General features: G+C 54.5%; 21 protein-coding genes. 3 read left to right on the plus strand and 18 right to left on the minus strand.

Annotated features, from left to right (window positions below; genetic code table 11):
• Positions 1 to 205 precede the first annotated feature (205 nt).
• The 4 genes from ACMGGS_RS11250 to ACMGGS_RS11265 all read right to left on the minus strand — a co-directional run bounded on the left by ACMGGS_RS11250 (position 206) and on the right by ACMGGS_RS11265 (position 5,165).
• On the minus strand, positions 206 to 1,279 hold the full coding sequence (locus tag ACMGGS_RS11250) for a fimbrial protein (protein ID WP_414166116.1): 1,074 nt from the start codon (positions 1,277 to 1,279) through the stop codon (positions 206 to 208).
• A 9-nt stretch (positions 1,280 to 1,288) separates the two neighbouring features.
• On the minus strand, positions 1,289 to 3,817 hold the full coding sequence (locus tag ACMGGS_RS11255; RefSeq protein WP_414166117.1) for a fimbria/pilus outer membrane usher protein: 2,529 nt from the start codon (positions 3,815 to 3,817) through the stop codon (positions 1,289 to 1,291).
• Between the two features lie 20 nt (positions 3,818 to 3,837).
• Positions 3,838 to 4,518 (minus strand): fimbria/pilus periplasmic chaperone, encoded by a 681-nt coding sequence (locus ACMGGS_RS11260; RefSeq protein ID WP_414166118.1) that lies wholly within the window; start codon positions 4,516 to 4,518, stop codon positions 3,838 to 3,840.
• A 62-nt stretch (positions 4,519 to 4,580) separates the two neighbouring features.
• Complete coding sequence (locus tag ACMGGS_RS11265; RefSeq protein WP_414166119.1) at positions 4,581 to 5,165, minus strand: fimbrial protein; 585 nt, start codon at positions 5,163 to 5,165, stop codon at positions 4,581 to 4,583.
• Between the two features lie 310 nt (positions 5,166 to 5,475).
• On the opposite strand from ACMGGS_RS11265, the gene ACMGGS_RS11270 reads away from it, so the two are divergent.
• Positions 5,476 to 5,913: a PTS sugar transporter subunit IIA gene (locus ACMGGS_RS11270; protein ID WP_414166120.1), complete on the plus strand. Its 438-nt coding sequence runs from the start codon at positions 5,476 to 5,478 to the stop codon at positions 5,911 to 5,913.
• A gap of 67 nt (positions 5,914 to 5,980) precedes the next feature.
• Positions 5,981 to 7,210: a polysaccharide deacetylase family protein gene (locus tag ACMGGS_RS11275; RefSeq protein WP_414166121.1), complete on the plus strand. Its 1,230-nt coding sequence runs from the start codon at positions 5,981 to 5,983 to the stop codon at positions 7,208 to 7,210.
• Between the two features lie 34 nt (positions 7,211 to 7,244).
• On the opposite strand, the gene panD is transcribed toward ACMGGS_RS11275, so the two are convergent.
• Positions 7,245 to 7,625 carry an aspartate 1-decarboxylase gene (gene panD, locus ACMGGS_RS11280; RefSeq protein ID WP_414166122.1) on the minus strand — a complete coding sequence of 127 codons (381 nt, stop codon included), beginning with the start codon at positions 7,623 to 7,625 and terminating at the stop codon, positions 7,245 to 7,247.
• A 266-nt stretch (positions 7,626 to 7,891) separates the two neighbouring features.
• Here panD and ACMGGS_RS11285 point away from each other — a divergent pair, with 266 nt between their 5' ends.
• Entirely contained in the window at positions 7,892 to 8,857 is a 966-nt protein-coding gene (locus ACMGGS_RS11285; RefSeq protein WP_414166123.1) for an Rpn family recombination-promoting nuclease/putative transposase, read from the plus strand.
• A 26-nt stretch (positions 8,858 to 8,883) separates the two neighbouring features.
• On the opposite strand, the gene panC is transcribed toward ACMGGS_RS11285, so the two are convergent.
• The 13 genes from panC to dksA form a co-directional block, all read right to left on the minus strand.
• A complete protein-coding gene (gene panC, locus ACMGGS_RS11290; protein WP_414166124.1) occupies positions 8,884 to 9,735 on the minus strand; it encodes a pantoate--beta-alanine ligase in 852 nt (283 codons plus the stop codon).
• 11 nt (positions 9,736 to 9,746) lie between these two features.
• Positions 9,747 to 10,541, minus strand: coding sequence for a 3-methyl-2-oxobutanoate hydroxymethyltransferase (panB, locus tag ACMGGS_RS11295; RefSeq protein WP_414166125.1), 795 nt, complete (start codon positions 10,539 to 10,541; stop codon positions 9,747 to 9,749).
• Positions 10,542 to 10,658: 117 nt separating this feature from the next.
• Positions 10,659 to 11,912: a fimbrial protein gene (locus ACMGGS_RS11300; protein ID WP_414166126.1), complete on the minus strand. Its 1,254-nt coding sequence runs from the start codon at positions 11,910 to 11,912 to the stop codon at positions 10,659 to 10,661.
• A 16-nt stretch (positions 11,913 to 11,928) separates the two neighbouring features.
• The gene (locus ACMGGS_RS11305; protein ID WP_414166250.1) at positions 11,929 to 12,510 is read right to left on the minus strand and encodes a fimbrial-like protein; all 582 of its coding nucleotides are present in this window, start codon (positions 12,508 to 12,510) and stop codon (positions 11,929 to 11,931) included.
• A 212-nt stretch (positions 12,511 to 12,722) separates the two neighbouring features.
• Positions 12,723 to 13,316, minus strand: a complete 594-nt coding sequence (locus tag ACMGGS_RS11310) for a fimbrial protein (protein ID WP_414166127.1) — start codon at positions 13,314 to 13,316, stop codon at positions 12,723 to 12,725.
• 14 nt (positions 13,317 to 13,330) lie between these two features.
• Positions 13,331 to 13,897 (minus strand): fimbrial protein, encoded by a 567-nt coding sequence (locus ACMGGS_RS11315; RefSeq protein WP_414166128.1) that lies wholly within the window; start codon positions 13,895 to 13,897, stop codon positions 13,331 to 13,333.
• Between the two features lie 13 nt (positions 13,898 to 13,910).
• On the minus strand, positions 13,911 to 16,493 hold the full coding sequence (locus tag ACMGGS_RS11320) for an outer membrane usher protein (protein ID WP_414166251.1): 2,583 nt from the start codon (positions 16,491 to 16,493) through the stop codon (positions 13,911 to 13,913).
• 59 nt (positions 16,494 to 16,552) lie between these two features.
• Positions 16,553 to 17,290 (minus strand): fimbrial chaperone, encoded by a 738-nt coding sequence (locus ACMGGS_RS11325; RefSeq protein ID WP_414166129.1) that lies wholly within the window; start codon positions 17,288 to 17,290, stop codon positions 16,553 to 16,555.
• A gap of 115 nt (positions 17,291 to 17,405) precedes the next feature.
• Positions 17,406 to 18,002 carry a fimbrial protein gene (locus tag ACMGGS_RS11330; protein WP_414166130.1) on the minus strand — a complete coding sequence of 199 codons (597 nt, stop codon included), beginning with the start codon at positions 18,000 to 18,002 and terminating at the stop codon, positions 17,406 to 17,408.
• A 407-nt stretch (positions 18,003 to 18,409) separates the two neighbouring features.
• Positions 18,410 to 18,889: a 2-amino-4-hydroxy-6-hydroxymethyldihydropteridine diphosphokinase gene (folK, locus tag ACMGGS_RS11335; RefSeq protein WP_414166131.1), complete on the minus strand. Its 480-nt coding sequence runs from the start codon at positions 18,887 to 18,889 to the stop codon at positions 18,410 to 18,412.
• Positions 18,886 to 20,283 (minus strand): polynucleotide adenylyltransferase PcnB, encoded by a 1,398-nt coding sequence (gene pcnB, locus ACMGGS_RS11340; RefSeq protein WP_194208073.1) that lies wholly within the window; start codon positions 20,281 to 20,283, stop codon positions 18,886 to 18,888. Before pcnB ends, folK begins: the two co-directional genes overlap by 4 nt.
• A 44-nt stretch (positions 20,284 to 20,327) precedes the next feature.
• Complete coding sequence (gene gluQRS / locus ACMGGS_RS11345; RefSeq protein ID WP_414166132.1) at positions 20,328 to 21,212, minus strand: tRNA glutamyl-Q(34) synthetase GluQRS; 885 nt, start codon at positions 21,210 to 21,212, stop codon at positions 20,328 to 20,330.
• A 59-nt stretch (positions 21,213 to 21,271) separates the two neighbouring features.
• On the minus strand, positions 21,272 to 21,727 hold the full coding sequence (dksA, locus tag ACMGGS_RS11350; RefSeq protein WP_002463986.1) for an RNA polymerase-binding protein DksA: 456 nt from the start codon (positions 21,725 to 21,727) through the stop codon (positions 21,272 to 21,274).
• Positions 21,728 to 21,866 lie beyond the last annotated feature (139 nt).

Raw genomic sequence — 21,866 nt, forward strand, 5'->3', positions numbered from 1 at the left:
CCGTTTTGCCGGGTGGCGGCTTCGCCTTACCCGGCCTACAAATTAAGCGATATCAACGGGTTGCACGTAACCTGTAGGCCCGGTAAGCGCAGCGCCACCGGGCAAAACCACACCGGGTGCTTCAGCGTAGTTTTGCCAGGTGCTGGCTTCGCCTTACCCGGCCTCGTTTGTCAGCAGTCTGTGGACGCCAGACCCGCCTCTCTTTTTAGCGGATCTGCACTTCCAGCGTGGCGGTCGCCTGAAACTCACCGCCAGAAATATAGCCCGTGGTATTCACCGGCGCGGCGGTAAACTCGGTGCTGCCCTTGCCGTCAGCATAGTTATCGACAGGCAGTTCGGCGCTGCCGTTCGGCACAATGGTATTGTCGTACTTATCTGAAATCCGAACGCCGATATTGTCATTGGTGGTTTTCAGATAGTCGGTATTATGCGGATCGTTTTCTCCGCTCAGCGACATCGACAGGTTGGTGCCGTCCGCCACGTTGCTACAGGTAAAGTTGACGGCGGTAGTCTTGCGCGTAGGGCTATCACCAACGTTTTTGATGTCCTTCGCCATAATCGGATCGAACTTTACTTCGATGATCTGCCCGGCGTTGATGGTGCAGCTTTGCGGCACAGTAATGGTACCGGAGAGCGTCACGTGCGCGACGGGCGGCACCGCAGGCGGGATGTTGCTGCCGCCAGCGGTATTCGCCTTCGAGAGATACAGATTCATAATGGTGGTTTCAGGGATGATTATCTGCCCGACCAGCGGATGGGTGACGTAGAGCCTGACGGTGCCTTTATTGCCAGCCGTTATCGCCTTCATCTCCGCCCCTTTGCAGCCCTGGGCGCTGTAATCCTCATTGCTGACGGCGGTGAAGGGGATGGGCAACGTTTGACTTAATTTCCCGGCGACAAGCGCCTCCGTGCCAATCTCCAGCTTTCCGGGAACCAGCACGTAGTAATCCATATGACCGTAGTAGCGCGATTCGCTGAAGGTCCCTTTCTGCGTCAGATTTCCGGTCGTGGCGGTAAAATAGTTGGGGCCTTTGTAATCGGCATTATCACAGTCGCACTTCGTGGCGTACTCGCCGCCCAGGTTCCAGTGCTCCTCGACGATTTTCCCCGTGCGGTTTTCATCGCTATCGGTAATAGTCTGATCAAAATGGAAGGCAAAGCTATGGCTGCCGGTGGTCGGTTCACACCAGCCGGTGCCGTTGCCAAAACTCTCCGCCGTCGCCTGCGCGGAGAGCAGGGCGAGGGCGATAAAGCTAAGGTTAATCCAGCGCATATTCATAGGTTCTCTTTATTGACAGACGGCGTTTGCCGTCACGATGCCATTCAGGTTTTTGGTCGGATCGAGGCGGTAAGTTGCATTACAGCTGGCGCTAGCGTCCGCGCCCCATGTCACCTGCAGCTCGCCCTTTTCCGGCAGGCCGCTCAGAAAGGCCTGGCCCTTGTCGCCGACGATATTGGCCTGGCTGTTATCCTGCTCATGATTAACGCTGACGGTCGCGCCGAACGGCACCGCCTCGCCGCTGCGGCGGGTTAAGGTCATCAGCACCCGATAACCGATGCGCGGCTCAAACGCGGCGCGAACCACCGCGTTGCTGGTGGGATAAACCGTCTGATTATTCAGCGGAACATCGGTATTGTCGGCAAACGAGGCGCTATCGAGCGAGATATCGTAGCGGGCGTAGGGTGTCACGTTCGGTATTACCGTATAGCCGCGAAAATCGGTTTTGATCCCGCTCTGGTTTTCTACCTTCGCGCCCGCGGCCCCCGGCGCTTTAACCAGCACGGCGGCACCGGTAATCGGCTGGCTCAGAGTGATGCCGTTTTCATGCGCCAGCACCCCGCCGGAAATACCGTAGCTCACCTGATGGGCATTCGGCGACTGACTATAGCCCGCGTTGAGGTTGGCATAGGTGCCTTTATAGCTGGTGCTGAGACCGGCGGAATCGCCATCTTCGTTGCTGTGGCTCTGCTGTATTGACCAGTTCAGATTATCGTCGCGCAGCGCGCTGCCGCTGAGCGTGGTGCTGTTCACGGTGGCGCGATCCTGACGGGTATTCAGCATATAGCTGGCGTACAGCCGGGAATCAAACAGCGAGAACGGCACACTGACTGAAAAGGTAAACAGACGATCGTTCTGCTGATAGCGATCGTCATCGTCACGTTCAGAGGCGTAACGCTGATAAGTGTTTTTGTTGTAGCTGTAGTTCATCGCATAGCTAACCGGCCCCCAGCTATTGTTATAGCCGACGGTCAGCGAGGCCATTTTTTGCGCGCTTTGCCAGTAATCTTCTTTTACCCAGCTGAGCGAGAGCGTGCCCAGATCTTCCCCCAGCGTCTGATTGACGGAGGCTTCAAAGCGATTGCGCCGTTTGCCGTAGTATTGATAAAAATCCTCGTCCGGGCTGAGCGCATCTTCCAGCGAGTTATAGTGCTGGCTGGCATAGCGATAACCGGCAATGGAGACGTTGGTGCCGGTGCTGATCACGCCTTTGCTGTAGCGCACACGCCACGACTGGCCGGTTTCGCTGCGCCCGTCATCGAACCGGGCATGCGACCAGGTACCGTCCAGCGAAATGGCCCCCAGCATCTCCATATTTTGCCCAAGGCCGAGCGCGGCGGACTGGTATTTATCGCCCGCAATCTGCCCGCCGCCGTAGGCGGTAACGCCCCACGGCAGGCCGTACAGCAGCGTCGCCTGGGCAAAATTGTCTTTCATCTGATTGTCGCTATCGCGATATTTTCCGGCGGTCACGCTGTATTTCGCCCGGCCTTCGCGTTGCAGCAGCGGCAACGAGGCATAGGGCACGATAAAGTGCTGCTCGCTGCCGTCCGCCTCTTTGACCGTGACGTCGTAATCGCCGTTGCTGCCGGTGGGGAACATATCGTTGATTTCAAACTCGCCCGGCGGCACGGCGGTCTGGTAGGCGACATAGCCGTTCTGGCGAATAATCACCTGCGCATTCGTCCGCGCCACGCCGTGAATCGCCGGGGCGTAGCCGCGCAGGCTGTCGGGAAGCATCTGATCGTTAGAGGCTATCTGCACGCCGCGAAACGAGACGCTGTCGAAAATATCCGCAGGCGTGGTGCTGTCCCAGGCGGTTAGCTGACTGTTCAGCGCAAGGATATCGCGCTGAAGATAGTTATAGACGTTGTTCCAGTCGCTATTGCCGGACTGCGAGCTCCAGGTAGAGTAGTTACGCAGACGCCAGGGGCCGATATTGACACCCGGCTGTAGCGCGAGAAATTTGGACGCCTCGTCGCTGCTGTCCGAGGAGTCCTGATAAGCGTTAAAGCTGTAGTTTAGTAACAGCGCCGGAATGCCGTTATCCCACCGCTCTGGCGGTACATAGCCGCGCGCGCTATTGGCGATATACAGCTGCGGGATGCTGACGTGAAGCGTTTGATTATCAAAATCAAAACGCTGGCTGGCCGCCGGGATGACCGTAAGGTCAGCGCAGCGCTGCGCGTCGGTAAGCGTCGGGAACAGCTCCGTTTTGACGCCCGCGCTTTTCAGTTCCGCAACGGAAAGGCACCCCTGAAGCGCGCGGCTGCCGTCCGACAGCGTGGCGTCGGTAAAATCAATATCGTGAATGCCAAGCGGCGTGTCGTTGAGCAGCACGTTGACCCGGTATCGACCGGGAAGCTGCCCCGTGGCGGAATTAAACACGGAGAGATCGACGGGCTGCGTTTTATGCCCGCCGCGGCTCTCAAGAAACGCCGGATCAAAATAGTCGTCGGCCCGGGCTGCGGGCACGACGAGGCCGTTGAGCAGAATTAACCAGATGCAGGGAGGGAATATTTTCTTTCCATATTTCATGCCTTCATCCTTGTCGGCGATTACAACGGTTGCTGATGCGTTGCGCTGGTCCCACCAAAATCAGTAATCAGCGACCAGCTCACCGCATGATGGCTTCCTTTCGGTAATGCGTAATGCGTGGAGCCGAAGGGGGCGATATACAGCGGCGTGTTAATCGCGCTGTTGTCGACCTTCACGGTAGCGAAGTTCATGTAGTACGGCGTCGGGTTATCGACCACCAGATTATTACCCTGGATGCGCCACTTCAGCTGGTCGGCGACCTGATCCGGCGTCTGCTTAAGCGAGGAGGGGCGATAAATCAGCTTGAATTCCGCCTTTACCGCCAGCTTCAGCTGGTTGTCATGGTCGCCGGAATCGCTGGGCGGAATGGATTTAATATCCAGCCAGTACAGCGATTCACGATCTTCAGGAAGAGTGCCGCCGGTTCGTATGACGCGCAGCACGTTTTTCTGCCCGGCGTTCAGGCGAAACAGCGGCGGCGTGACCATAAATGGCGCATCGCCGACGTTACCCTGAGCGTCAATAGACTGCGCCCACGACTGAATTAAAAAAGGTTTGTTGTCCGAGTTAACGATCGCCACGGATTCATCTTTGGCGTTGCCATGATAAATCACCCGGGTCGTGCCTATGGTGATGCCCGCCTGCGCCAGCGGGCTAAATAAAGTACAAACAATAAAGGCAGCCTGAAGGTATTTTTTCATGGTGAAAACGGTCTGATAAATAGGATAAACCAGCGCCCTGGGGCGCTGGCCCGATGACACAATCAGTTATATCGCAGATAGAACGTCGCGGTTGCGCCGACGGTACCGGTGAGGTTGCCGTTGCCATCGTCCGGGGCGATCGCGTAATAGCGTGCCTTGAAGGGGAGCTTAACGGTTGTCGCTTCGCCGTCCGGCAATTTAGTTGCCCCGGACCATGCGTCATCCGTATGCGTGAAAACCATCGGGCTGTTGCCGCCTGATGCGGACGCATCGAGGATTTGCACGCCGATATTCAGGGAGTCGCCATCGGTATTCTCTAAAACCGTGTTGTTGGAGACGCGAGAGTCAACGGGGCCTTCAAAGCGCAGCTGCGCGTTTTTGAACTGGACGTTGTTGCAGTCTTTCAGATTGATAGTGAAGTCTTTCTCCGCCGCCGTGTTGCCGGCTGCCGTAAAGATATTGGCAAAAACATCTTCCAGCGTGACGGTTAAATTTTTTGAGTCGTCATCAACGACGCAGGCGTTCTGCTTCACTTCGCCCGTTATTGTTACCGTACCGCTGGAGGTGACATCATCAGCGAAGGCCGCGGGAACAACGCTCATTGCCGCCGTTGCCAGAACGAGCGCTTTTATGGAAAAGTTCATCATTCTCATTCCTTAAGAAAATTATAGGTTGTGTTGAAATGGCATATTTTATATTCAATGATGATCCGCGTTTAGTGTATTTGTGTTCACTAAAACACTTTAGGAATATATTAATACGTTTTATGAATGAATTAATGATGGCTATTTCTTCATTTTATTAAATAAACCTTTAATAATAAACATCCTTTTTTAATTGATAACGGTTTTTAATGAATTGGTCTGGCGGTCACTATTTCCTTTATAAATAGATCTATATCACTATGGCGCTGTGCAGAGAATAGTAGACTGATATTTCCGCAAAGGAGGGAAGACTATGCTGGGGTGGGTGATTACCTGTCATGACGACCGGGCGCAGGCTTTACTGGAACGCCTGGAAACGCAATTTGGAACGCTGACGCAGTGCCGGGCGGTAAACTACTGGCAGGGACTAAGCAGCAATATGCTAAGTCGCATGATGTGCGATGCGTTACATCAAACTGACTCCGGAGAGGGGGTTATCTTTTTAACCGATCGTGCAGGATCGGCTCCGTACCGCATCGCCTCGCTGCTAAGCCATAAACACTCCGGATGCGAGGTCATCTCCGGAATTCGTTATGCATTGATGGAGCAAATGTTTCCCACCCGGGCCTCGCTCGACAGCGCTGAGTTTCGCAACCGTATTGTTGAGCTTGGCGGGCCGGAAGTGAGCAGCCTGTGGCACCAGCAGCAAAAAAATCCGCCGTTTGTCCTGCTGCATAATTTGTATGAGTAATAACCATAGGTATTGATGCAACTTTTGTTACAATAGCGGCGGTGGTTCTCTCCCTGGTTACTTATCTATGATAAAGCACGCTGTTGCTGTTTTCCTGCTGCTGATCTCCGGCAGTCTTTTTGCTGCGTTGCCCGTTCGCTATATGCAAACCACGCAAGATGCTGCCATCTGGGCTAAAATTGGCGATCGCGTGGTGACGGTAGGGAATATCCGCGCGGGACAGATCCTGGCCGTAGAGCCTATGGCTGCCGAATATTATGAATTCAGCTTCGGATTTGGCAACGGCTTTATTGATAAAGGCCATCTTGAGCCGGTACAGGGGAAGCAGCGGGTACAGGACGGGCTGGGCGATTTAAACAAACCGTTAAGTAACCAGAACCTGATCACCTGGAAAGATACGCCGGTTTATAACGCGCCGGATGCGGGCAGCGCACCGTTTGGCACACTGACGGACAACCTGCGTTATCCCATCATCAATAAACTCAAAGACAGATTGAACCAGACATGGTTCCAGATACGCATTGGCAACCGGCTGGCCTGGATTAGCGCGCTGGACGCGCAGATTGATAATGGCATTCCGGTGCTGACGTACCACCATATTCTGCGCGACGAAGAGAATACCCGTTTTCGCCATACCTCCACCACCACCTCGGTACGCGCTTTTAGCAACCAGATGACCTGGCTGCGCGATACGGGCTATACCACCCTGACGATGTATCAACTGGAAGGGTATGTGCGTAATAATATCAATCTGCCTGCGCGAGCGGTGGTGATTACGTTTGACGATGGACTGAAATCGGTTAGCCGCTACACCTATCCCATCCTCAAAAAGTATGGTTTTAAGGCCACGGCTTTTATTATTTCTTCACGTATTAAGCGTCATCCGCAGAAGTGGGACCCGAAATCGCTCCAGTTTATGAGCGTGTCTGAACTGAATGCGATTCGCGATGTTTTTGACTTCCAATCGCATACGCATTTCTTACACCGGGTGGATCGGCTACACCATCCCATCCTGCTTAGCCGTAGCTATCACAATATTCTGTTTGATTTTGAACGCTCGCGCCGCGCGCTGGCGCAGTTTAATCCCCATGTCCTTTACCTCTCTTATCCGTTTGGCGGCTATGACGCAAAGGCGGTAAAAGCGGCGGGTGCCGCCGGGTTTCATATGGCGGTGACGACGGTAAAAGGGAAGGTGAAGCCGGGCGATAATCCGTTCTTGTTGAAACGGCTTTATATTCTAAGAACGGATTCGCTGGAGACCATGGCGCGGCTGATCAGTAATCAGCCGCAGGGGTAAGGCGGCTCGTCAGGGGCAGAGCGCCGGAGGCGTATCAGGCAACCTGTACCGGAATCGCTTTCGCGGTACGCTTCATTTCGTTATCGCCGTCGAAATAGGCCACCTTAGGCCGCCAGCTGCGGGCTTCTTCATCAGACATGGTGACGAAGCTGGCAATAATGACAATATCGCCCACGTCAGCGCAGTGTGCGGCTGCGCCGTTCACGGAGATGATTCTGGAACCGCGTTCAGCCGCAATCGCATAGGTCGAGAAACGCTTGCCGTTGGTTACATTCCAGATATCAATGGCTTCGTTTTCAAGAATACCGGACGCGTCAAGAAAATCCTGATCGATGGCGCAGGAGCCTTCATAGTGCAGATCGGCCTGCGTCACTTTGACACGGTGAAGCTTGCCCTGCAGCATAGTGCGAATCATAACGTCTACCTTTAAATCTTACCAATACGAAGCAGGAAGCCCTGCTTTGAGAAAATTCTCAGGCAGTATTGCCCGATTTTGGCTAACTGTCCATATGTCTGACGACGTTTCCTGGCGCGGTTTGTGCGCTATTTTCCAGAGCCTCCTGCAATGCTTGTATCTTATTGATTTTTATCCCGAGCCGTCTCGTAGAAGTGAAAATAGCTGGCTGACGCTGTGAACCTGCGCGCGGATACTGCGCACAGGACGATAACGCGCAGGTCAGGATGATGAAACCCATAAGCAATACACCGCATGACGCCGTTTTTAAGCAGTTTTTAATGCACCCGGACACGGCCCGCGATTTTCTGGATATTCATCTGCCTGCGGAATTACGCGCGGTTTGCGATCTGAATACGCTGCGGCTGGAGTCGAGCCACTTTGTTGAGGAGAACCTACAGGAGCAGTATTCCGATGTGCTTTATTCGGTGAAAATGCAGGGCACGCCCGGCTATATCCATGTCCTGATTGAACATCAGAGTTCAGCGGACAAGAAGATGGCGTTTCGGATGATGCGCTATGCGATAGCGGCGATGCATCGTCTTTTAAAAGATGAGAACGGGCCGCTCCCGCTAGTGGTGCCGCTGCTGTTTTATCAGGGGAAAACCTCGCCTTATCCGCTTTCGATGAGCTGGCTGGATATGTTCGCCTTACCCGAACTGGCGCGGCGTATCTACAGCGAGCCGTTTCCGCTGGTGGATATTACCGTTATCCCGGACGATGACATCATGCAGCATCGGCGGATCGCGCTGCTGGAGCTGCTGCAAAAGCATATCCGCCAGCGGGATTTGATGAACCTGCTGGAGCGGCTGGTCACGCTGATAAGCGCAGAGTACACTACCGAAAGTCAGCTGAACGCGCTGCTCAGCTATATGGTGCAGCGCGGGCATACCGACCAACCGCAGGTATTTTACAGGGAACTGGCGAACCGATTGCCGCAGGAGGAATCTATGATGACGCTCGCTGAATGGTTTGAAGAACAGGGAATGCAAAAGGGCGTGCGGGAGGGCATGCTGGAAGGTAAGCGCGAAGGCATACAGGAAGGTAAGCGCGAAGGCCTCCAGGAAGGTAAAACGGAGGAGCGGCGCAATATCGCCCGCCGTATGCTGGAGAGCGGAATGACGCGCGAGGCGGTAGCGGAAATCACCACCTTAACCGACGACGAAATCGAGCAGATTATCCGCTGGCGCTAACGGCCCCGTGCGCCAGCGGCGATCATTCAGGAAAGCTCGACGATTTTATTGTCGATAAGACGCGCCTGACCTAACCAGGCGGCGGCGAGGATCACCGCGCGTTTGCTGGCGTTCGTCAGTTCCAGCAGCGTATCGGCATCGCGGATCTGAATCTCATCGGCGCGAAAGCCTTTTTCATTCAGCTCCTGTTCGGCCAGCGCAACGATCTCTTCCTGCTGGCGCTCGCCCGCCTGAAGTTTATCGGCGATGCCGTTCATCACTATATACAGGCCCGGTGCGATTTTACGCTGGTCAGCGGTCAGATAACCGTTGCGCGAGCTGAGCGCTAGCCCGTCTTTCGCACGAATAATCGGTACGCCGACAATCTCAATATCGTAGCCCATATCTGCCACCATTTTGCGGATCAGCGCCAGCTGCTGAAAATCCTTCTCGCCGAAGCAGGCGATATCCGGCTGCACCAGGTTGAACAGCTTGCTGACGATAGTGGAGACACCGCGGAAGTGGCCCTGACGGCTGGCGCCTTCCAGCATGGTGGAAAGACCGGGAACATCTACAAACGTATGGGCTTCCGTCCCCTGCGGATAAATTTCCTGCGCGGACGGCGCAAAAACCAGATCCACTTTACGCTTGTTCAGCTTTTCACTGTCTTCCTGCAGCGTGCGCGGGTAGCGCGCCAGATCTTCCGGACGATCGAACTGCATCGGGTTGACGAAGATGCTCACGATAACCGCATCGGCGCGGGCTTTCGCTTCATCAACCAGTTTCATATGCCCATCGTGCAGGTTGCCCATCGTGGGCACCAGCGCCACACGCTTGCCTTCCATACGCAGACGGCGAATATGCTGACGCAGCAGCGGCAGGGTTTCGATAATTAACACCACGTGACTCCTTAATGGAAACTGTGTTCTTCGCCCGGATAAACGCCGGACTCGACTTCAGCCATATACTGCCGCACCGCCGCGCGGATGTCGCCCGCTTCCGCGAGGAAATTTTTGGCAAATTTCGGGATGTGGCCGCCGGTAATGCCGAAGGCGTCGTGCATCACGAGGATCTGTCCGTCGGTGACGTTGCCCGCGCCGATGCCGATAACCGGAATCGCCAGCGCCTCGGTCACGCGTTTTGCCAGCTCAACCGGCACGCACTCCAGCACCAACAGCTGCGCGCCAGCGGTCTCCAGGGCCAGAGCATCGCTCAGCAGACGATCGCCCGCATCGCCGCGCCCCTGCACTTTATAGCCTCCGAAGACGTTAACCGACTGCGGCGTAAGCCCCAGATGGCCGCACACCGGCACCGCGCGCTCGGCCAGCATTTTGACCGTATCCGCAAGCCAGGCGCCGCCTTCGATTTTGACCATGTTCGCGCCCGCGCGCATCACAACGGCGGCGTTCTCAAACGTCTGTTCCGGCGTGGCGTAGGCCATAAACGGCAGGTCGGCGAGCAGTAAGCAGTTCGGTGCGCCGCGGCGTACGGCTGACGTGTGGTAGGCGATATCTTCGACGGTCACCGGCAGGGTGGAGTCGTGGCCCTGAACCGTCATGCCCAGAGAGTCGCCAACCAGCATCACGTTCAGCCCTTCATCGGCAAACAGTTTGGCAAAGCTGTAATCGTAAGCGGTGATGGTGGCGAAGCGTTTCTTCTCCTGTTTGCATTTTTGCAGCAGGGCGATGGTAGTGGGTTTGGTCATAACCTCTCCGTCCATAATATGAATGAATATAATCGCCGCATTGTAGAAGGAACGGGAAAGAGAGTGTTAGCCCTTTGTGGGGAAATCCCGGCGGCGGGGCCGCCGGGAAAAGAAAGGTTACGGATAGGTGAGGGTGAATCTGCCGGTGGCTTTAAATTTACCGGGCATGATAGTCGCATCACCATCTTGCTTTAAGGTGGCGTTGAAATTCAGGTCCTTCGTTGCGCTGCCCGGGTCGCTGTTGTCATTCCTGTTACCAGAGCTGCTGGGAAGCGGGTTGGTGTCTTTGTAGATTGAGGCACTATCGCCTGGAACCAGCACCATGTCTTCGCTCACTTTGTTTTTCAGCCCTTTGATCTGCACCCCAACACCGCTCGCTGGCGTCTCCGTTGCGCCATTGCCGAGCAGGGTTTTATCCTGAGTACCGACGTTATTGCTATTCAGTTTGACTTCAATATTACTCACATAGCGACAGGACTTCAGGTTGATGGTGAAAGGCACGGTTTCGGTTTGATCCTTTAGTATTGCCTGCGGATAGTAGGAGCCTAAATCGACGGTATATCCCGTTTTCCCTTTGCTGGTGACGCTGTTGGCGGCGCACGTTGGCCACGTCATATTAAAGCCTGAGAGATTTAATATATATTTAATAGAATGCCCACTCCCTAAACCTGAAACATCATCATTATGTACGCGAAAATCGTAACCGCCACGCTCATAGAATCGCAGGTCAGCGAGGGAAGTCGTTGGAGTAAAGGTTTCATCGGCATAGAGATAAACATTGAAGCCCATCTGAACGCCGCCCATTAAAATAACCTTACCTTCACCCGCGGCCCTTTCATCGTCACATGACTCGTCTGTCGTAGTGCCTTGTATCACAAATTGCCCCGTTAGCCAGAACGGGCTTGAGGGTTGAAGATTAGCGGTCATGGGTAAAAAAACACGGGAGATCTCTATGGAGAAATATAAGCCCGGAACGCTGGTTTTCCATATTGGATGTCCATCCACGGAGCCAAATGCGGCTCCGTAGCCATGATCTACCTTCAGCTTCGTGCTATTGCCGTCCCGTCTGCAATAAAGCGCCCCCGGCGTTCCGCCGTCGTCCGGCATTCCCGAGTCGTGTCCGCCTGACCAGTCATATTTCACGATCAATGTGGGATCCGGCCCCTGGGTATGTACTGCTACCGTTCGTGACATTAATCCCTTCCAGTTAGGCGTACCATCGCTGTCCGGCGGAGTGATACGCACATTTTTACCGTCCTGGGGCATGAGTTTACCCACGATATAGGTCACGGCGTACGTCGGCGGCGACAGCAGGGCAACCACCGCCAGACAGGCGGCGGTTCTGGTGATTTTTTTCATCTTTATCATCATTATTCTCTTCCTTAAGTTATTGATAATAAACATTAACAAGGACTTTGCTACGCAGCATGCCTGTCCCAACGCCTTCGGCGCTGAGGATTTTCTGCATCCGGGCATAAAACGTCCATGAGGTATCGCTGTAGGTCGCTGCGGCAAAGGTCGCCCGCGAGGAGCCATCGGCATTCAGGACGTTCTGGCGGGGCGACTCGGTGGTAAAAATCACCACGCCGACGTTGGCGGCACCGCCTGCGCTGGCCGCTAAGTCGTTGGCAAACACCTGTTGATTACCGGTGGCGAACTGCCCGCTCTGCGGTAAAAAGTTGAACGTAACGTTAGTGATTTCTCCATCGCTGACGGGGCAGCTTATCAACTTAATCAGAAACTCTTTGCCGCCCTCGTAGTCCGTTTCCGCCGTAACGCCATCGGCAAAATAGCCTGGCCCGACGGTTGCTAAACTGACCGTACCATTGCCATCAACTTCAATCTGACAGGTGTCCTTTTGTACGGTAGCCTTAAAATCCACGTTGGTATTGGCATACAGCGGGGCGCTGAACAAGGCCGTCGCCAGCCCTGAGAAGATCGCGACGCGGAGCACTTTACGCAGACACATCATTTCTTTCACCGATCCTGGTCAGCGGCGTTGATCCGGTATTACCGGCGTGACTTGCAGCAGGCGTATTTTTGAGAGCGCGACTGCTGACAGACGAAGAGGCGGCCAAAAAGTCGTTATTCCCTTCCATTGTGGCGTTCCATTCTGGTTGTGGCTAATGACACGTCAGGTTGTTTAACGGCAACATCTGACCGTCTCTTATCGCAATACGGTTACTTGTAACTGATCGTGAGTACCGTTGGGGATGTAAACGACCCTGCGGTAGCTGCGTTCGCCCCCGTTACATCCACTAATCGGGCGCTCAGATCGTAATCCTTGTTTGTAGCACCTTTTGCCGTAGACACATCCACCGTCACCGTATTTGGCGAATTGCAGACGAGTTGAACGCTGTCAGTCCCTTCAGGTACTGCGGTTGTCCAGACCTCCAGCCCGATTCCAGCCGAAGTTCCCGCCAGGTTGCGGAATGCCGGACCATTAGAGCCTGCGCAGCTCCCTGAGCGTCGCGCGAGCCTGAGTGAGGCCGTACTTTCGGGTAAACCGGCGCAGTTTTTGAAGCGCACTTTGAAGGGTTTTACGCGGCTTTTTCTTAACACTTCAGATAAGGCAATATCATCACCCAGGTTAATGGTGTTGGTTTCCGTCTCACCGTCCATTACTGTGGCAGAGCAGGTGCCCGTCGTAAGATTTGCCTCGACCGTTAAATCCAGGCTTGGGGTGCCGTTGGCGGCATGCGCGCCGGGCAGTACTGCCAGATTAATGATGGTCAGCGCGCCAGCAACGACGCCACATAACAATTGCTTTTTCATTCTCATCGTCCCTGTTATTGATAGGTGAAACTGAAGGTGGCTTTAGCGCTGAAGGGGCCAATGGTGCTTGCGCCTTCCGTCAGCTCCCGCAGGCCCACGGTCATTTCCACCGCGTTGGCCTTGAGTTCATCTTCTGTCCAGTCAAACGTTCCGGTACCTGGCGTCAGCCAGCTTTCGCCGGTAGTGCTTTTCTTTTTGAACCCCATACCTACATTCGTGGCGGCATCGCTGGCAGCAGACTCGTTCTTGATATAGCTGCCGCTGGCAGAAGATGAGGGCGCGAGGGTGGTCGTAATTTTGCCTAACGATGCGCTGCAATCGCTGGCGACAAACTTAAAGTTTTTTTGCGACTCGGCCGTTTTATTGACGATTTTATCCAGCCCAACGTTTCCGACGGTGAGCTTATAGCCGCTGGTGGCATCGCCCGAAATGGAAGAGCCGTCCAGCGAGGCGATAGACATACTGCACGTTGTCGCGACGACCGTGGCGGTAAAATCAACGTTGATCGTTTCAGCCTGTCCGACTAGCGGGAATAGTGTCGCTAGCGCGGTGGCCGCCAAAAGGCATTTATTCCTTTTCATTGTGGGTTCCATTTTAGTTGTGGTTGATAACACGACACGTGATGTTGCTTAACATCACCGTCTGGCTGGTGCCTACCGTTTGTTGGTCTGCTGGCAGCTGGTAGGTGGCTGAACAACGAGCCGGCTGGTTATTTTCAAACCAGCGCACCGACAGTTCGCCGCTATCATTAATGCCGCGAACGAAAGCCTGGCCGCCCTGGCCCATATTGCCGATCTGCGCCTCGCCTTCGTACACTTCCGCGCCAAACGGGATCGTTTTGCCGTCGCTGCGGGTCATGTTGATGATGGCCGAGCGCCCTTCATCGGTCTCAAAGCTGGCAAAGACCACCGCGCCGTCGCGCGGCACCAGCGTGGTACTGGTGCTTTTCAGCTCTACGTCGTTGTCCAGGGTGTCGATATTCAGGCTGACCTGATTTTCCCGGTACGCGGAAAGGGAGTTGCTGGCCCCATAGCCCCAGCGGTCAACGGAGCTGCTGCCGCCGTTGAGGCGCGCGCCTTTCGCACCGGGCGCTTTGACCAGCACAATGGCGTCGCTGTTGCTGAAGTTGTCATTGGTAAAGGTCAGGCCGCCGCTGTGTAAAACAAAGCCGCCGTCGGTGGCGAGTGAATACTGACGGTTGCTGTCGCTGTTGACCGACGCGGAGGCTGAAATATCCCCCCACGGCGACTGGTAGCTGGCATAGCCGCCGATGTCAGAGATGCTCTTACCCTCTTTCTGCATGGTATAGCCGGTATTCACGCTATAGTTCACGGTGTTGTCTTCACTGCTGCCGCTGCTGTTCATGCTCAGGCTATGGCCGCCGTCAAAATCCGTGCGCATCTGGCTGGAGAGCATGTCAAAGCCTGACCGACGGTTTTTGTCGCCGCCCAGCAGGTTGGCCAGCGGAATACTCAGGTTGATATACAGCGAATCATCTTTCCTGCCGTCTTCATCCCAGGTGCGCTGCAGGTTGACGCTCATGCTGCCCCAGGAAAACCCTTTGCCGTAGCCGGCGGTGTAGTTGCTGCGGCTGCCGCCGTTGGCCCAGTAGTTGCTCCACGAGCCTGACAGATAAAGCGAGCCGTAATCCGTTTCGCCATCCTGCAATGGCTGGCTGACGCTGAGGGTGACCTGGTTTTTCAGCCGCGCGTAGTTTCTCATCGTGCTGCGCTGGTCATCATCTTTGTATTTAGCGTCGTCGATCAGCTGCAGCGCATCGTTTAGCCCGAGGTAATTCTGGGTTGAATAGCGGTAGGCCGCCACGTTAAACGAGGTCTCGGACGCTTCGATAAGCTTGTTCCACGTTAAGCGATAGCTTTGCCCTTGATAGGTTCTATCGTCGGGGATTTCGGCGCGCGAGTGGGTGACGTCAAGCGCCAGAGCGCCAAACGGGGTATTGAGGCCCACGCCGAGCAGCCCGGCCAGATACTTATTGTCGGTAGCCTGTACGCCGGTGTAGCCCGTCAGGTAGTTGTTCAGACCGTAGTAGTAGGTCCCCTGCGCGACGTAGGGCTTATCGTGAAGCGTGTCGTCGTTCACTTCCCCGGCGCTGATATCCCAGCGCCCGACGCCGGGTTTTTGCATCTGCATCACCGAGGAGAAGGGCTGGCTGAAGGTACGCTTGCTGCCGTCGGCCTCTTCAATGGTGACGATCAGGTCGCTACCGTAGCCGGAAGGGCTGAGATCGTTAATCTCAAACGGACCCGGCGGCACGGTGGCTTCGTAAATTTTGTAGCCGCCCTGGGTAATCGTCACTTTGGCGTTGGTATTGGCAACGCCGCGAATAACCGGCGCGTAGTTGGCCAGCTGCGAAGGCAGCATTCGGGAGTCGCTGTACAGGCGCATGCCGCGAATACTCACGGAGTCGAAGGTCTCCCCCGTGGTATACGCTTCACCCATAACCAGCTGCGAGCGTATGCCCGGCAGATCGCGCTGCACATAGCGGTTTTGAAAATCGAAATTGCTGCCGCTGTCCTTGTTCCAGTTATAGTTACCGTTGGCGCGAAAACGCCATCCGCCGAGGTTAAAACCGGTATTGAAGGCGGCGTACATCGTGTCGTTATCCACACCGTGATTGGTATTGTGATAGGCGTTAACGTTGTAGGAGAGCAGCGCAGCCGGAATGCCGGTCTCCCAGAGGGAGGGATCGACATAGCCGTCATAGCCTTGTTTGACCCAGGCCTGCGGCACGGTGATATCCAGGCGCTGATCGCCCATGTCAAAGCTGACGTTCGACTGTTCGATAAGCGCCGACAGATTTAAGCAGTCGCCGCCCTCTTCGTCGCCTTTTTGCAGAATGGCCTTATCGCCCACGATCTCCGGCTGCTTAATGTGCAGCTGCGCCAGATTTTTGGGCGTCAGGCAGGCTTCGGCGCTTTTTTTACCCACGTCGACAAAAGGAATGGTCAGGCTGGTAACGGGCTTCTCATTGACAAACACCCTTACGCTATACGTTCCTACCGGCGTGGGGTTGCCATCGGAGTAGCGGCTAATGTCGATCGCCGATGCGCCATCGCCCATCAAAAACGAACTGTCGTATTCAACAACCTCAGCGGTCAGGCCTGGCTGACTGTAAAGCAGCGCACAGCACACCGCGAGCAGCGTCTTTTTTGGCATAGTCCCTGGCGTGGATACGTTTTGCACCGTTTTTTTCATCCTGATATCGGGTTGATTCATTACAGCGAAGCTGAACCTGAGACGAGGCCGCCGTAGTCATTGATTGCCTGATACTCCAGCTTGCCCGAACTGGCGCTTTGCAGGCCTTTCACCGTAAATGAGGCTTTGCTAAACGGGGAGACCATGGTGGCGTCGACGTCATAGCGTTTTCCGCCGCTGGTATAGGTGACGCTGTTGAAGGAGACGTAATACGGGGTGGGGTTATCGGCGCGAGCGACCGCATGGCCCTGTTCGCTGGCGACCTGCCATTTCAGCTGTTTTGGCGCTTCTGCTGAGGCGCCAGGTAAACCCGCTGGGCGATAAAACAGTTTAATGCGGGTACGGAACGCCAGCTGGAGCAGGTTTTTGTTTTCTGCGCCGCCCATATCCGCTTTCGGCGGCACTTCCAGCACGTTAAACCAGAAAACGCTTTCGCGATCTTTCGGCAGCGCCTGCGCGCCGGTAAACATAATTTTCACCGACTGCCCGCGCTTAGGCTCAATGCGCGAAACCGGGGGCGTGGCGACGAAGGGGGCTTTAATACTGCCCGGCTCGGCGTTATCGTTGCCGAGGTCTATCCAGTTTTGCACCAGTAACGGGCTGTTTCCTTTATTTTCCAGACGCACGCTCACATCTTTTTTATCTGCGTCGTAAATAATGCGCGTGCCGGAAATAATAATATCGGCCTGGCTGGCCGTACTGAATAATGCCCCCGTCAGCGCGAGCGCTGACAGGGTCAATTTTAAAGAGTGAGACATAAGCCGTCCTTGCTATCGTTAATGTCTTATTAAGGGGAGATAGCGCGGATATACGCTATTCCCCAATATTTATATGCACGACCTGGAACCCCGTTATTAAAAACGGGGTTTGCTATTACTCGTAAGTAAAGGTGTACATCGCGTTGGTGGCGACCAGACCGGTAGTTACCTCAGCACCCGCATCAGACGATTTTACGTAAGACGCTTTAAAGTTGTAGGTGGCAACGTTGTTGGTGAACGGCTGATCCAGGGTGGTGGAAAGGTCGTTGATTTTTACCTGAGAGAGGGCGCTGGTTGCATCGTCAACGCGGTGAACTGCAATATCAACTGCTTTCGCCGCCGCTTGACCGTTGCGGGACAGCGTTTCGTCGTTATCCAGAGTACCTTTGGTGTTGCCATAGGTAGAGGACATGTTCAGATGCGCTTTAACAAGGTTGTTGCCTGTTTCGGAACAGTCGATAGTGATGGAGAAATCTTTTGCGTTTACGCCAGCGGTAGTGGGCTGCACTTCAGCTGAGAGATCGCTGACGTGCGCGGTTTCCAGGGTAACGGTACCGTCGGTTACGCTATCGCCAACGGAAGAACTGACGACTTTTTTACAGGTTTCAGCGCTAACAAAACCTTCAAAGTTAATACGGCCACCTTCGGCAGCCATAACTGAAGATGAACCTAAAGCCATAAATACGGCTGTCGCCAGGAGAACTTTTTTCATGCTTGTATCCTTACAAAATGAGATAGAAAAATACCCTCAATAAGCTTTAAAGAGGGATGGCATATTTTATGCAAAGGTTTCAATATGTAAAATATTGAATAATTATTTATCGGCTCTAAATATTTTTTAAATGAATATGTTTTTTGGGGCGGAAAATGATGGGGGGGTAATTATAATTTCAAATGATATTAATAATCGTGCCGTTGTGATGATTCTCTCCAAAAAGAGGGTTTTCGGAAAGTATTTGGCTTGTCGAATTGATTGTATGAATTATACAGAAAATGTATGAAAAAATATTAACTATGGCTAAAGAGTGATGTTAGAAAAAGTAACGATCAAATCTCAGCGATTGGCTGGTTTTAACGGGGTCAATACAAGAACGACTAATAATCTGGATGAATTACTTGCTACCAGCGCGCCGGGGCAGGGGAGTGTTGTTGGATAAGCTGCGTCAGCGTTACGCCATCATCAGGAAAGGTCAGTTCGGGGGCAATCTCAAACAGCGGCCACAGCATAAAACCGCGATTTTTCATATCATAGTGCGGTACGGTCAGGCGCCCGGTATGAATCACCTCATCGCCAAACAGCATTATGTCGAGATCCAGCGTGCGCGGTCCCCAGCGTTCAGCTTTTCGGGTGCGGCCCTGCTGTAGCTCAATGCGCTGGGTATGGTCGAGCAGCGTTTCAGGACGAAGAGACGTTTCCAGCGCCACGGCGGCGTTCAGGTAGTCCGGCTGATCCTGCGGACCCAGCGGCGGTGTACGATAAAACGACGATACCGCAAGAATGCGGCTCTCAGAAATATCGCCAATCGCTTTCACGGCAGCATTGACCTGCTCCAGCGGAGAGGCCAGATTGCTGCCGATAGCAATATACGCGACGGTCACGCGGTTCCTTCGCGACGCGGCGTGCGCTTACGCGGACGGCGATGGCGACGACGCGCGGCAGGCTCGTCATCCAGATTGTTCAGCATATCTTTTTGCATCGGCGGCGCAGAAACCTGAAACTCACCCCACCATGTCACCAGACGCTGCAATTCGGCGTTATTTTCGATCCCGGCGCGCAGGGCCAGCAGATCGTAAGAGGCACGGAATTTAGGATGCTCCAGCAGTTTCCAGGCGCGTTTACCCTGACGGCGGGACATGCGCATTTGTAGCTGCCAGATATCGCGCGTTAAGGTGGTAATGCGTTTGGGGATCGCCAGCGAACGGCAGGCTTCGTCCAGCACGTCGTTCATGGCGAGGGCAAACGCGTCCTGCCAGGTCAGACCGCCTTCCTGCGCCAGTTTCTGCGCCATTTCCAGCAGCGGATACCAGAACATCGCCGCAAACAGGAATGCCGGGTTAACGCGCATATCATTCTGAATGCGGTTATCGGTATTCTTCAGCACCTGCGCCAGAATACGCTCCATCGGGCTGTCGCTGTTTTCAGTGAAGTAGCGGGTAATCGTCGGGAACAGCGGCTGGAACAGGCTATATTTGCACAGCAGGACGTAGGTATCGTAGCCGTGACCGGCCTGAAGCAGTTTGAGTGACTCTTCAAACAGGCGCGCAGGCGGTACGTCATTCATTAACGACGCCAGGCGGGGAATAGGCTCAGCCGTTTCCGGGCTGATGGTCATGCCCAGCTTGGCGGCAAAGCGCACGGCGCGCAGCATTCGCACCGGATCTTCACGGTAGCGCGTTTCCGGATCGCCAATCAGGCGGATAACGCCCTGTTCGAGATCCTGCATGCCGCCGACGTAATCGCGTACGGAGAAATCCGCCACGCTATAATAGAGGCTGTTAATAGTGAAGTCGCGGCGCTGGGCATCTTCTTCGATCGAACCGAAGATGTTGTCGCGCAGCAGCATACCGTTCTGCCCGCGCTGGGACGTAGTGCGATCGGCCTGATTCTCTTCGTGATGCCCACGAAAAGTGGCCACCTCAATGATCTCAGGGCCAAACATGACGTGAGCGAGACGGAAACGACGCCCCACCAGACGGCAGTTGCGAAACAGTTTACGTACCTGATCCGGCGTGGCGCTGGTCGTGACGTCAAAATCTTTGGGTTTTTTGCCCAGCAGCAGATCGCGCACCCCGCCGCCGACCAGATACGCTTCGTAACCCGCTTTATTCAGGCGGTAAAGTACCTTGAGGGCATTTTCACTGATATCTTTGCGGGAAATAGCGTGCTGTTCACGCGGGATAACCGTCATAGGCGGACGGGCGACGACCTGTTGGGCCTCGCTCTCCTCGCGGCTGAGCACCTTGCGGCAAAAATTAGCGACTCGGGTAAAAATAGTGCACCTCGGTTGTGTAACAAAAAATAGCGGCTAATCATAGCTCAGCGTAGCGCGTTTGAGAATGGCGGATTTTCTGCCACCCGGTTTAGCGACCAGTTGAGGATGGCCTGACGGAGCAATTGCTCCACGTTAAGATCCCGCCAGTCGTTGATAACCGGCTGATGTAAAAAGCATAACGCGTTGATGATGACAGGGCGCGGATCGCCTTCCGGCAGCGCGGGCGCATGGTTTTGCTTGGAAAGTTTATCGCCGTGTTCATTGCATGCCAGCGGCAAATGCACATATTCAGGCGGCTGCCAGCCAAACTGCTGATACAGCGAAATCTGCCGCACCGTCGGTTCAATCAGATCTGCGCCGCGCACGATTTCCGTAATGCCCTGAAAATGATCGTCCACCACCACGGCGAGATTATAAGCAAACAGCCCGTCGCGACGGTGAATAATGAAATCTTCCCGCGCCAGACGCGCATCCGCGTGGATTTCGCCGCGCAGATTATCATAAAAAGAGACCACTGGATGCTGCTGGCGCAGCCGCACGGCAGCGTGTTCCGCGGGCTGATGCAGGTCGCGACAGTGACCGTCATAGATACCGCCGACGCTTTGGATCCGCGCGCGGCTACAGGTGCAGTAATAGCTTTGGTTATGCTGTTGCAGCCAGGCCAGCGCCTCGCGGTAGGTATCGTGACGCTGTGATTGCCAGAGTACCTCCCCATCCCAGTGCAGGCCGTAATGTTCAAGCTGGCGGAGGATGGTTTCTGCGGCACCGGGCACTTCACGCGGCGGATCGATATCTTCAATACGCACACGCCAGATGCCCTGCCGGGCGCGCGCCTGTAGATAGCTGCCAAGGGCGGCTATCAGCGAGCCAAAATGTAGTTCACCGGAAGGGGAAGGGGCGAAACGCCCGATATAGCGTGAATCAGACATGGTACGGTATGACGATCTTATTAAGGCGGGAGAGACTCCCGCCATGAATATCAGCGCCGTTAGCCAGCCATCTGTTTTTCGCGGATCTCTGCCAGCGTTTTGCAGTCAATGCAAAGATCGGCAGTTGGACGCGCTTCAAGGCGACGGATCCCGATTTCAACCCCGCAGGATTCGCAGAAACCAAAATCTTCGTCTTCCACTTTCTTAAGCGTTTTTTCGATCTTTTTGATCAGTTTGCGTTCGCGGTCACGGTTACGCAGTTCGAGGCTGAATTCTTCTTCCTGAGCGGCACGGTCTACCGGATCGGGGAAGTTTGCGGCTTCGTCCTGCATATGCGTTACGGTGCGATCGACTTCATCCCTGAGTTGATTACGCCATGCTTCAAGAATACGTCTGAAGTGCGCCAGCTGGGCTTCATTCATATACTCTTCGCCCGGCTTCTCCTGGTACGGCTCCACCCCAGCGATGGCGAGAATACTCAGGGACGATGTTTTACGGTTTTGCCCTTCTTGCATGTTGTTTCTCCTTAACACGCACTATCGATCCCCTTAGTCGGGGGAAAATCAGGCCGCTATAAATAGCAGAAGCTTTTCCGGATAGCAATTATCTAAACGTTACACTTGACAACCCTGTGAGGAAAAGCGTATTTACACG

Origin of the sequence: Superficieibacter sp. BNK-5 (assembly GCF_047456055.1) — a bacterium.
GTDB lineage: Bacteria > Pseudomonadota > Gammaproteobacteria > Enterobacterales > Enterobacteriaceae > Superficieibacter.